This window comes from Pinibacter aurantiacus (assembly GCF_019130065.1).
Lineage (GTDB): Bacteria > Bacteroidota > Bacteroidia > Chitinophagales > Chitinophagaceae > Pinibacter > Pinibacter aurantiacus.
The window spans coordinates 525,106-538,129 of sequence record NZ_JAHSPG010000003.1; the positions used below are offsets into that span (position 1 = coordinate 525,106).

A 13,024-nucleotide genomic window follows, 5' to 3' on the forward strand; every position below is an offset into this window, starting at 1 on the left:
AATGAATCTGAACGCAGTAACGGTTTTGCATGGAAAGGTGGAGATACTTTGCCGGCGACAAGAAAAAACAAGACAAGTCGTTTGTAGCAGTAGTCGCAGAAAATTATAACGAAGGCAAACAAAAAAATAAGTTTTACTTAAAAGTTGTTTGTTGATGGTTGTTAGTTGTTAGACGTCACATGCAGCCTTTGCCGGGAGGCCTACAACTAACAACCCGCAACTCTAGTGGCCATAAGTCGTTGTCTCTGTGTAGCTGACTCCCTGAACTGTAAAAATCACTTTTATTTTCAAGGTGGTTGAACTAAGTTCAAGCAGCTGTATAGATTGCTCAGAACCTGAAGGCCCCACAAGTAGTATAGATTCATTGTTTGAAAACTTCCATGCTGTGGATTCGATCACCTGCGGATCTGATGGATCGCATTTGGAAGCACCTTCTTCAAGCGTAAGACTGCCATCTGTTTTGAAAATAAGAATATCGTCCTTATCGCACGCACTATATAAATTGAACACCTCATTTTCTGTGTGGCCATCTCCATCCCAATCCACCGCAGGGTCATAATAGTCGCTGGCTACTTTCCAATTGCCGGATGTAATCAATTGTGTTTTACTGCTGCCGTTATTATTGTCATCTTTCTTGCATCCTACAATTACCGCTGCGGACAGAATGACCAGCGCTGCTTTCTTTGTGAAGTTTGTCATAATACAGGTTTTAGGTTCTTATTGTTATTTTAGAATAAATACGAATAGTCAAGAATACGATAGCGGTCTTGCATAGATGGCTGGATACGAATTCAAAAAATCGTGAAAGAAGAAGAAATGCAGGTTGGTTGTTACTCACATAGTCGCACAAAAGCGTACATCGGGTATAAAAAAGAAGTCTTTTTTTATACAGGCAGGAAAGGCTTATTAGGAAAAATACTCCGTAGAAGGTACAAAATGTAATTTGAATTACATAGCTGCGGAAATAGTTGAGAGTTGAGAATGGAGAGTTGAGAGTTATTGGGCCTTATACAAAAAAGTGCCTGCGAGGCATAGCCTGCAGGCGCTTTAGAACTTTCGAAACAAATTGTATCTTATTGGGCTTAGATTTCTCAACTCTCAACTCTCAACTCTCAACTCCTAATGTCCAAACGTAAGCGTCTCTGTATAAGTAACACCCGCTTCTACCATAGTGATTTTCACCTTTAGTACAGTAGAACTGAGTTCAAGTAATTGAGCTGTTTCTTCGGCCCCTGGGTCTCCAATCATAATCTTTGTTTCATTGTCAGAAAACTTCCAGTTAGTTGTTTCTATTACCTGGGGATCTGAGGGATCACATTTGGAAGCACCTTCGTCGCTTACAGCCGTACCGTTTGTTTTAAAAGTCAGCAAATCATCTTTGCTACATGGTGGATAAAGATTTATCACTTCATTCTCTGTGTGACCATCCAGATCCCAATCTACGGCGGGAGTAAAATAAATGCTGGTTTGCTTCCAACTGCCACTCGTCAGCAATTCAGTTTTGGATTTGCTGCTGTTTTTGTTGTCATCCTTTTTACATCCTGCCATTACTGCTACAGATAGAATGAACATCGCAGCTTTTTTTGTGAATCGTGTCATAATAAAGGTTTTAGGTTTGTATGTTGTTTATTTTAAGAAAATCAAATCGCCGGAATACATAAACGGATTAGCATGATTTCTGGAAATGCATTCAAGAGGTGTAACGGAACAATTTCGATCTATCATCTTGGTCTTACAAGACTCAAATCGAGTGTAAAAAAAGTAAGTATTTGTTTGTCAGAGAATGTGGAAAGGTGTTAACTGCGAAAAACGCTGCATGAAGTTGCGTGGGAAGGGGTGAGTTGTATTTTGGAAATAATTAAGAATTAGGAATTAAGAATGCTTCCTGTGCTACTTCGATATAGAAACGAAGCAGTAATACCGGACTAAAAAGAATGAGGTTTTAGAAACCTTATCACGGTGTTGCACACAAAGAATTCTTAATTCCTAATTCTTAATTCTTAATTATCAACGCATAGTACTTTTACTATTTTTAAATTTCTTACTGCGAGAACCGGGCGGGACACTTTTATAAATGAAAAAAAGTTTTTATTTTGGTAACATCAAATCCAATTTCCATTCCCGTTTTTAATTTTCTATTACACATCTCCTAGCGAAAAAACCGTTCAAGCTTTTAATCCACTCGTGTGTTGAACCGTTTGCTTCCATTCACCATTCGCAAAAGAAAACAGAACCCTTATGGAAATCTTGTACATTTTAGGTACGGTGTTATTAATCATACTCTTCTTTGGCGCTGTACAATCCCGCTTTGAGAAGTTTATATTTTACCATCGAAAAAAAGGCTTTGCACAACACGAAGCTTACTACCGGACAATTATTTCGCAAAACATTCCTTATTTCAACAGGCTCAGCTCAGAAGAACAGCACAAGATGCTTTTCAGAACTTACCTGTTCAGGCGGTCAAAAAAATTTCATTACGTTGGCATAGAAAAACGTGAGGATATGCCTATTCTCATCAGCGCAGTGGCAACGCAACTCACACTTGGCTTGCAGAAATTTTCACTCAACTATTTCCATGATATCTATGTGCTGCAGCATGATTATCATTACGGCTACTATTCATTGCCATTTATGGGTCATGTGGATAGCACAGGCATTTATTTGTCATGGGATGATTTTCTGCATGGCTTGCACAATGCACAAGACAATAGCAATGTTGGCCTGCATGAAATGGCCCACGCATTGGCTTATGTAAATTTTATTACCCGCACAGAAGAAGACAAAATTTTTAAAAAAGAATTCAAGAATTTCTCCAAAGTAGCAAGACCTGTTTTCCAGGAAATGCAAAAAGGAAGAAAGACTTTATTGGGAGACTACGCAGCTACCAACTATCATGAATTTTGGGCAGTAAGTGTAGAGACTTTCTTCGAGAGTCCAATGCGCATGCTGAACGAACTTCCTGATCTCTATAATGCCATGGTACGGGTTTTGAACCAAGACCCCAATAGTGTGATTACGGGAAAATACTACAACAAGTATTTAGCGTAAATACAAGAACGCCCGCCTGCATGACATTAGTCGGGCAGGCAGATTTTCATGATTGTCATGATTGGTTAAGATTTTTATTTAAGACTGTTTATCTAATATATATACAGCCACAGTTTCGCTTCGGCTGCAATCACTTTCGTTGTTCTTTTTTTCGAAAAATAAAATCTTAATAATCATGGCAATCATGAAGATCAGTGTTCCTACTACGCTTCGAGCTCCGCGGCCTTTTTTTCTTTAGGTAAAATGAACAGATAATAAATGGCAATGAACACTAGTCCAATGCCAAACGGAATGATCGTGTAATAGCGTAGGTCATCCCTGTTCAAAAACTCTGTGGCCATCCAATAGCAGTTGGCGAATATCCAGAAATCAACTGCAAGATTGTGATAAAGTTCTGCTTTAAGATGTCTTGTTTGCCATGTAATTAACAAGGCTACAGAAACGGTAGGAAATATCATGAAGATGCCGAGGGGCTTCCAAAGCATCGCCCAGCTCATATCTTTAATCAGCCAAAATACAATGTGAAGGTTTTCTATTTTCCTGAATCTTTCAGGAATGGAATACATGGGTTGGTTACTCATTGCCGAGGGTTGCTTAAGTGTTAAGCGGCAAAGATAGCGGGAAAGGGTAATTCGAAGAGGCTATCCACGCCGCTAAATGAGCAAGGCTTCGACAAGCTCAGCGTGACATCACGATTACGCTGTCAGGCTGAGCTTATCGAAGCCTTCAAAACCATAGGCTATGCCTGAATTGTTTTGAGGACGCTCACCCCTCGCTCATCATTCTACCTCGCCAGCACTTTGGCGAATCTTCCTACCGAACCCTCAGGCATGATTGGTTTGTCTTCGATAATATTTTCTACTAATTGTTTTGCAAAGAATGGAGACAGGGAGCAACCCTTTGTGCCCATGCCATTTAGAATACCTATGTTTTGGTATTGCGGATGGAATCCTACAAATGGCCTGCGCTCTAATGTTGCAGGGCGTATAGCGGCCATGTGATCAAGAACTTCGAACGGTAGCTTTACTGTTTGCGTAAGCCAGTTTTTGGCAAACTGGTAAAAGCCCGGAGAAGGATCTGCGTTTTCAAATTCCCACAAATAAGTGGAGCCGAGCCAAAAGATATTTTCTTTCCATGGAACAAGGCTGTAGCCTTTCTTCAAAATATTTGCGGAGGGCAGATCCTTTATTTCTACCAGCAAAGCTTCTCCTTTATTTGCACCGTAAGGCAGATTTTTAAAGTAAGGATTGCTGAAGCCATTTGCTCCGTCGCAAAAGATAATCTTTGAAGCCGTAATGTCTTTGTAAATTATTTTGTTTTCTTCAACCTGCAACTGGCTTATATCAAAGTGTTCTGCAATGAGCTGATTCCTGTTGACAAGGTTATTTCGCTGGGCATGTAAAAGTGCCTGCAGGTCTATCCAGTAGCAGGGATCAATGATGCCATACCCAAAGTCGTAGTTTATTTTATCGCGCCAATCGTTCTCATCTTTTGGCAGTGAAAGAAACTGCTGATCTTTTTCAAATCTTCCTTCAAATGCGAGCTTCATTTGTGGGGTTGGGAAAAAGTCGATGATGTTTTTTTGGTCAATGCAATTTATGTTTAGCTCTTTGCCAATAGAAGTGTACGCGTTCCATGCAAACGGCATCAAGTCCTCGATCATCCAGGTTTTTACAATGCGTCGTCCGGTAACGGGATTGATTACGCCAGAAGCCACTTTTGTTGCACTAAAAGGTTGGTCGTCGTCAACCACTACGAATGACAAATTCGCCTTCTGCATTTCCCAACTTAAAAACGTCCCGCAAATGCCTTGTCCAACAATAATATAATCTGTTTGCATGCTGCGAAGATAATGAGAGATGTCACTCTGATGAAGTTGATTTTGATCAGTTGCGCATTAAAGGTTTCACGCAAAGGCGCAAAGAAGAAAACCAAGGACGCAAAGACCAGTTGACAATGATAAAATAAAAAGGAGCCGACACTCTTGCTGTGTCGGCTCCCTTGATAAATCCCTTTGCGTGAAATATTATTCCACGTTCACACGTATGCCCTCGCTGTGGCTTGCGAACTCAGGCGCGTACATGCATTGAATGGTTGTAACGCCGTTGCTGAAGTTTCCTTCGTGTGTTACAAACAATGGATATTCAAAAACATAAGTTCCTTTTCTTATGTAGTTGAAAAAGAAATTGGTGCTCGCGTCTTTAGTGCTCTCATAATAGCCCAAACCGTCTTGCCATTTGTATGTGCTGATCACATTCACAGGTTCCATACAGCTTGCACGCATGTCTTTCATGTGCACATATTCCATGTCGCGATCTGCACGAAGTTCAATGCGTACTTTTATTTTATCGCCCACTTTCAATACCTCATTTTCATTTACCGGTTGTAGCACTGGGCCGCGATCTGTATTCTTTTCAACAAACAATTTCTTGGTCAACTTCAGCGGTGTGGCTGACGGCGTAATGTTTTCCAGTCTTTCAAAATACTGCCAGTACACGCTTCCCCACGACGTTGTAGTGTTTGAATTACCGGTAACATTCACTGTGATATTTCCCATCTCCGGTTTTACAAATGCTCCGTCAATAGTTGTTTTAAAATATCCCGTTCCAGCTTCTGTCTTACTATCTGTGCTGCTGATAGTCTTATCACCCAATTTGATTGAAACATTTGGCGTTTCACTCAACCAATCGCTGCCTTGCAACAGCAATGCGTAACACGCATCAGCAGTAGCTTTTGTTGTTTTCCAGTTATTGGTTTGTTTGTTTTTCAGCAACCATGTTTTAAGATCATTCACTGTTTTGGTATCGTTCTTAATTTCAGCGAATGCTTCGATCATTAACGATTGCGTTTCAATTGGCGCTTCGTACCAGAAATAACCAGATCTGACGTCTTTCCAATACATGCCCTGTTCTTCGTTAACAATGGCATTTTGTTGCAGCGATTTAATGATTGCGGCGGCGTTGGCTTTATCACCTGTTCTGTTCAGTGCAAGAGCAATCATTCCCTTTGCGTAAATGCCTTGTTGCAACCAATATTGTTGCGCTTGTTTTCTATAGTAGCTAATCGCATTCATGGCAGAACCGGGAATGGCGATATCATTGTAGAAACTGCGCATGTACAAATACTGTATGGCGATATAGCTCAGGTTGTTTTTCTTTAAATCCACTTTCTTTTTTACCAGCTCATTATAATCATCAGTTATTCTCTTGTCGAGATAGGCAACGGCATTTTTTGAAATTTCGTTCCAATCCTGTTTTGTTTGTTGAAGTGCTCCCAATTTTTTCAAATGACCAATGCTGCTGGCAATGTACTGCGTAATGTACCTGTCATCCGGGCCGCCTTTGAACCAAACGAATCCACCGTTTTCACTTTGCAATTGTTTTAGCTTGTCGTAGGTTGTTTGCAAGCCTGCATTCATACGCACCATGTCAAACAACAATGCGATATTTTTCTTCTGCTGTGCTTCATTCTTTGCTTCCAATACCCAGGGTGTTTCCTCAAGTAATACAGATTTCAGTTCTTCATTTTTTTGAAGATTGCTCAGCAAAGCGGAAGAATCCGTTGCGTTCCATTTTTCTACAATTGCTTTCAACTTAGGCGCTTTGTTCGCAATCATTCCTGCCAATGCATTTGCATAGTAACGGTTGAATGTTTGCTCCGCACATTCGTAAGGAAAATCAGTTAAGTAAGGTAATGACTGCACTGCATACCAGGCAGGATTTGAAGTGTATTCAACTGTCAAAGCGTGTTGTTGCAGTGTTTCGCTTTTACCTGATTGCAATAACTTTTCAAATGTGAATGATTTGGAATTGGTATTACGCAAATTCAACGGCATGCTTTCCGTAACCAACATGCTGTTTGCAACAACCGGCAATGCCATTTCTTCTCCATCACTTATATTTCCGGAGATGGCTTTAAAACGATATACCACAGCATTGTTGTAACCATAAGGAATGCTTACACTAAACTTCATTGGAGAACTTTGCCCTGCACTAACTGTAAAGTATTGCAGCGGCTGAATGTTCTGGAACCAACCATCTACGCCTTGCATGGTGGATGCATTCAGCAATTCAAGCTGTACCGTTCCCGTTAATTCTTTGTCGCTCATGTTCACCACTTTCGCACTCAGTTCTATTTTATCTCCTTCGCGTAAAAAGCGTGGTGCATTTGGCTGGATCATCAGTTCTTTCTGTGTTACCACATCTACAGTTGAGTAGCCAAATGAAAGATCTTTTGTGTGTGCCAATGCCTGGAACTTCCACTTTGTCAATGCCTCCGGCATGGTGAAACTAAAGCTGATATTTCCTTCTGCATCTGTTTTTAAATCAGGGAGGAAGAAGGCGGTTTCGTTGAAATTTTTCCGGATTGGTGTCGCGGCCGTTTCTTCTTCTCTATTTGGCGTCACAGAGTCAGCGCTGGCATCCCCTCTTATTGCGATATAAGGCAAAGCTCCGGCTACATCTTTCTTTTTCGCTGTGCCGTATCCCACAACAACAACTTCATCATTAGCTTTTGCATCAACTCCGGCAACCCGTCCTTGTAACATTGTACCTGGGGCTGCCAGCATTGATCTGACACGTATATCATTCGACGTAATTAACACATCATAATTTTTTTCAAAGAAAACATTGTTGTTATCGTACGAGTATTTTTCGCCTGATAGAACCGAGACAAAATTATTCCTGCCATTCCAGTTGGCATATAAATTACTATATGGCCAAACAACTGGCATTTCCCAGGCATGATCCCTAAACTGATCCAGCGAAGCGTCGTACATGCTTGCCAACATTTCTGCGGCTATTTTCTCTTTCTTATTGCCAGTTATTTTAACGCTCCACTTCTCTTCACTGCCCGGTTGCATTTTGTCGCGATATGTTTCATAGGCAATATTCAGCTCCTTATTTTTCCAGGGAACAGACACGCCATTGTTGCTCACATAAAAGCGATTATCCTTCACCATAAAATAATTCATTGCAATGCCGCCCCTGTCTTCTTCAGTTGGCGCTACACTTACATCCCGTTTTTCGTTATTTAGTGTAATGATGCTGTATTGACTTGGGCCTTGCTCTCCCGCAACATTCTTACCTGTTTGTTGAATCAGTGTAACATCATCTGCCGCGGTTCCTATTGTGATTGTTGCTTTTTCTCCGGGTTCCACAACGTGTTTATCGGTCATTCCTGTGAGGTACATTTTTACAGGCAACTGTTTCCTTTTGTTGTCATTCAGCAAAACATATTTTACATCTTTTATAGAGTCGCCGTATTTATCTTTTGCTATTGCTTCTATCATATACCAACCAGCGCTCAATGCACTTTGGTCAATTGATATGGCATGATTTGCAGTGTCATTTACCTGTGCAATGGCTGTTCCTTTGTTCCATGTTTCTTTTTTGCTTTCGTTATTGTATTCATCTTTAGGGAACAACTTAATGTACTCATCATAGTTCATCACAAACTGATCCGGCTGTGTCCAATATCTTTCGCGAATCAATCTGTCTGGCTGTTGCAATTTGTAGAGCTTCAATTGCACTTGCGCACTTGTCTTTTGGTTGTTAAAATTCTTTGCTTCTACTGATATCTTTTTTAAGCTATCAATTGACAACGATGCATTTTGTGCAAGGTCGATTTGTAGTTGCAACGCTTTATATCCGGCGGTCACGGTCATTTCGCCGCTTCTCGTTTCACCGTTTATATCGGTTACGTCGGCTATTACTTTGTAATCAAATACCGGTTCTAATGATTTACTTACATGTTCGTCTGGAATGGCTTTGAAACGAATCGTGAAACTACCATCTGCGTTTGTAGTTGCTTCGCCGCTCGTAATTTCCATTGATCTGTTGTTTATCGGAAAACCACCCTTATAGGAATACAACCAGGGATAAATAAATCTTGCAACACGCATAACACGATATTTAACCTTTGCGCCATCAATGTTATTGCCTGCATACGCTTTCGCATTTCCTTTTACTGTAACGCTGTCATTTACGCGATAGGCGTTTGTGAGCTTATCATACTCCACAGAAAACTTTGGACGCTTGTATTCTTCCACAGAAAACGAAACACTTCCAGCAATATCGTCGCTTTCCAATCTAAAAATCCCGTTCAATCCACTTGATGGCAGCACAAACTTTCCAGAGTACGAACCGTATTCATTAGTAGTGAACTCCAATGAATCGATCTGTTCGCCATTTGCGTTATATAGCAAAAGGGCTGATTCAATCCCCGATAGAATCTTTGGCTTCCTGGTTTCAAAATCTCTAGTGATTGCTATTCCCTTGAAGTTAACAGTTTGCCCGGGGCGATATATTGATCTGTCGGTAAATAAGAACACTTTGCTTTGCACTCTTTCATAGACTGCCTGACCTTCCTCTTTTTCGTTTTCATTACGGCTAAAAGAGTAAGTAGCCTGATCGAGAAACAGATGGTCTTCCTTATAATTTATTTCAAAACGCAGGCTTTTATATTGCTTTGAGGTATCGCCTTTTAGTTTAAAGTAACCTTTGCTGTCAGTATTCAATAATTCGCCTTTCTTGTTTACGTAACCTCGTGAATTGTAGTCATAGTAATTTTCCCAAACTTGCACCTGTGCATTTGCAAGCACCTTACCTGTTTCACGATGAAGTACGAAATACTCGTTATCGTTGTTTACATAACTAATATTGGACACATAGAAATACTGAACAGCCAAAGGATTTTTCTCTAATGAAAATTTGTCATCAGCACTTGCAAGCACTAGATATTCGCCCACCGGCAATGCGTCTAATTTTATCTCTGCACTGTGGGATTGATAATCTTTTGTATCTGGCAAATTTTGCGACCACGATTTCAGCGCTTTCAAGTTGGCAACCTGTCTCCAGTAGCTGTCGTCATATCTTTGCTTTAATTGCTCCCTTAAATTCTCGCTCAGCTGTACTACCCGAAAATTCAGATTCGTAATATTCTTATAGGTAACCAATGTCCTGAATGGCTGACCCGGTATGTTTACTTTTTCTGTCGTAAGATTAAATTGACGTTGTTGTATTTGCTGCAGCAGATTTGTACAATTGGCCTTGCCTTCGCTTTCCTCTTTTTGTTGTGCTATTTTTTCGCAGATCTCTTTTGCCTTTATGTACTCGTATCTGTTTGCTGTATCACCGGTTGGTGTATAGCCAGAAGCTTTATCAGCATGCCACTGCGCCACCAAATACCAGGCCTGCGCCGCAGCAGGATAACTCTCGTACTGATGGGCTACATGATTGATTGAATTGTAATAATATTCGTCTGCTTTTTCTGCGACTGAGTATTGCTTTACAAATTGAATTCTTTGCAAATCCGCATCTATCAGAGCATCCGGCTTTTGATCATCAATGTGAAAAGCAATTAATTTCTGATAGATCATCAATGCTTTGTAGTGAAGGGAAGCTGTATCTTTTGTTTCAAACTTGCGATGAATAAAGTCTGCAGCAGGATCGAATGCTGAAGCTTGCGTTATTTCGAAATTATACGCAGGTTTTGTAACATAACGTTCATCTGTTTTGAAAAATTCAAGTGCACGATTTGCGAGCAAATCATATAGTGTTGGGCGCAGGTAACGTACATTTCCCTTGACCAATATAGGGTCGTAGACATCGAGTTTTGTTTGCTGCAATAACTTTTCGTCTTTTATGGAAGCGAGATACAAGTCGGAAGTTTTTTGTTGTAAGTCTTCTAAGCTCCACGTGGAAGGATCGTCTTTCTTAAAATCCACGGTTGTGGTTCTATTATAAAATTTCCAGCGGTTGTTTTGAAAGTAGCGATTGTATTTGTCTGCAGCTATGCTGTTTAATAGTGCTTTTGTTGCGGGTACATTTGCCTGTGCAATTTCTTTTTCCCAAAACTGCATGTTCTTGATGTCGGCATCTTCGTTAAGGTTTTGTTCCAGCCCAGATTTGTATATCAGCGCTTTTATAATTTGCGGCTGAGCATTTTCTTTTTTCGCCAGCGCATATATTTTGTTCACCTCATCGAGGGCAGACCTTGTAAGGCCTTTCTTCGAGTAAAGCGAATCCACTTTTTTCCATAACACATCATAGTTGGTTTTTGGCGTTTGCGCTTTCATGATCATCGGAGATAAAAAAACAAATAGCAACAATGCCAGCCATAGAAGGATTTTATTAGTCATGCGCTTAAAAAATTTATTCAAGTTATCAATCTTGTAATGAAGATGCAATTAATAATAGGATTACACATAGCCTTGACAAGTATTGAAGCAATTCTGTTGCTTTAACAATGTCGTAACGATTTCATTTTAAACATAATTTCTCAACAGCCTTCTTATATGTAAATGATCAATTATGAAAACAAAATTTACCATACTGATAGCAGCAGGATTGCTTCTTACAGTGGCCACTACACAAGCTCAAAATGATTATTCTAAAAAATATGCCGTTAATTATCCTGCGCATAATTCCAGTGCAATGAACAAGCCAGGAAGTTTTAACAGGGAGGAAAAAATGAATAACAAATCTTTCGAGAAAAATGATCGCAAGTTTCATAAAGGGATGAAGAAACATCATCGTCATCACCACAGAAATGGTGGTCATCACAGACATTAATAAAATACTTTCCCTATGATTACGGATCGTAATCGTAAAAGCCCGGACAGTTGGTTCGGGCTTTTTTGCAATAACAGAATGATTGAATAACTGAATAACTGAGGTTTCAGGTGCGTCAGAGAAAAAAAATGCAAGGTTTCTGCTTTGCAATTTTTAAAGGCAACAAAAATTGGGAATTTAAAATCCGCAAAGTCCTGCTCCGTAGGAGCAAAACGTTGGTAGAAAAATCCGACAAGGTGTAATTCTAATACCAGCTCCGTAGGAGCGACACGTAAATTAACATATCGCTCCTACGGAGCTGGTATTGAAAGGTCACCAATGCATTTTTTGCTACGAACGTTTCGACCCGCTGGGGCTTAGAACCACATCCAAAATCGGTTTGTCATTAGATGATCTAACGGGTTTCACAGAAAGCATTCTCAACTCTCAACTTTCAATTCTCCACTAATAAAAAAAGAGAGCGCAAATAAAATTTGCGCTCTCTTTTTTTATGAAAAAGTCTGCTTGTTACTTTTTAATCACTTCTGCCATTTTTTTACCAATGTCAGCGGGGCTTTGTACTACGTGGATACCGCAGTCAGCCATGATCTTCATTTTAGCAGCTGCAGTATCATCAGCACCGCCAATGATCGCACCGGCGTGGCCCATACGGCGACCCGGAGGCGCTGTTTGACCAGCGATGAAACCTACAACTGGTTTAGTACCGTTTTCTTTGATCCATTTTGCTGCATCAGCTTCCATGCTACCGCCAATTTCACCGATCATAACGATACCTTCTGTTTCAGGATCGTTCATCAACAATTCTACCGCTTCTTTAGTTGGTGTACCAATGATTGGATCACCGCCAATACCGATCGCAGTAGAAATACCCAAACCAGCTTTTGCAACCTGGTCTGCTGCTTCATATGTTAAGGTACCTGATTTAGATACGATACCGATTTTACCTGTTTTGAATACGAAACCCGGCATGATACCTACTTTACACTCACCGGCAGTGATTACACCAGGACAGTTTGGCCCGATCAATCTTGTTTTTTTGCCTTGCAAGTAGTTTTTAGCTTTTACCATGTCCTGAACCGGAATACCTTCTGTGATACAAACTACCAGTTCAATACCTGCTTCTGCAGCTTCCATGATGGCGTCTGCTGCGAATGCCGGCGGTACAAATATGATGGAAACATTGGCGCCTGTTGCTTTTACGGCGTCTGCTACTGTGTTGAAAACCGGACGGTCAAGGTGAGAGGTACCGCCTTTGTTTGGCGTAACGCCACCTACTACATTGGTACCGTATTCGATCATTTGGGTGGCATGGAACGTTCCTTCTGTTCCTGTAAAGCCCTGAACCAAAATTTTAGAACTTTTGTTGACTAAAACGCTCATACGCTTTTTTTTAAGTTGGGCAA

At 40.5% G+C, this 13,024-nt stretch carries 8 protein-coding genes; 2 read left to right on the plus strand and 6 right to left on the minus strand.

Features of this window, described 5'->3' with window-relative positions; translation table 11 throughout:
- Positions 1 to 222: 222 nt before the first annotated feature.
- Both KTO63_RS07960 and KTO63_RS07965 read right to left on the minus strand, forming a co-directional pair.
- A complete protein-coding gene (locus KTO63_RS07960; RefSeq protein ID WP_217790694.1) occupies positions 223 to 699 on the minus strand; it encodes a hypothetical protein in 477 nt (158 codons plus the stop codon).
- Between the two features lie 420 nt (positions 700 to 1,119).
- On the minus strand, positions 1,120 to 1,599 hold the full coding sequence (locus KTO63_RS07965; RefSeq protein ID WP_217790695.1) for a lipocalin family protein: 480 nt from the start codon (positions 1,597 to 1,599) through the stop codon (positions 1,120 to 1,122).
- A gap of 639 nt (positions 1,600 to 2,238) precedes the next feature.
- On the opposite strand from KTO63_RS07965, the gene KTO63_RS07970 reads away from it, so the two are divergent.
- A complete protein-coding gene (locus tag KTO63_RS07970; protein WP_217790696.1) occupies positions 2,239 to 3,048 on the plus strand; it encodes a zinc-dependent peptidase in 810 nt (269 codons plus the stop codon).
- A gap of 203 nt (positions 3,049 to 3,251) precedes the next feature.
- On the opposite strand, the gene KTO63_RS07975 is transcribed toward KTO63_RS07970, so the two are convergent.
- The 3 genes from KTO63_RS07975 to KTO63_RS07985 all read right to left on the minus strand — a co-directional run bounded on the left by KTO63_RS07975 (position 3,252) and on the right by KTO63_RS07985 (position 11,188).
- Positions 3,252 to 3,629, minus strand: coding sequence for a hypothetical protein (locus tag KTO63_RS07975; protein ID WP_217790697.1), 378 nt, complete (start codon positions 3,627 to 3,629; stop codon positions 3,252 to 3,254).
- Between the two features lie 203 nt (positions 3,630 to 3,832).
- Positions 3,833 to 4,888, minus strand: coding sequence for an NAD(P)/FAD-dependent oxidoreductase (locus tag KTO63_RS07980; RefSeq protein ID WP_217790698.1), 1,056 nt, complete (start codon positions 4,886 to 4,888; stop codon positions 3,833 to 3,835).
- 186 nt (positions 4,889 to 5,074) lie between these two features.
- Positions 5,075 to 11,188 carry an alpha-2-macroglobulin family protein gene (locus tag KTO63_RS07985; RefSeq protein WP_217790699.1) on the minus strand — a complete coding sequence of 2,038 codons (6,114 nt, stop codon included), beginning with the start codon at positions 11,186 to 11,188 and terminating at the stop codon, positions 5,075 to 5,077.
- A 172-nt stretch (positions 11,189 to 11,360) separates the two neighbouring features.
- Here KTO63_RS07985 and KTO63_RS07990 point away from each other — a divergent pair, with 172 nt between their 5' ends.
- Positions 11,361 to 11,621: a hypothetical protein gene (locus KTO63_RS07990; RefSeq protein ID WP_217790700.1), complete on the plus strand. Its 261-nt coding sequence runs from the start codon at positions 11,361 to 11,363 to the stop codon at positions 11,619 to 11,621.
- Positions 11,622 to 12,128: 507 nt separating this feature from the next.
- Here the strand turns inward: KTO63_RS07990 and sucD are convergent.
- Entirely contained in the window at positions 12,129 to 13,001 is an 873-nt protein-coding gene (gene sucD, locus KTO63_RS07995; protein WP_217790701.1) for a succinate--CoA ligase subunit alpha, read from the minus strand.
- Between the last annotated feature and the right edge of the window lie 23 nt (positions 13,002 to 13,024).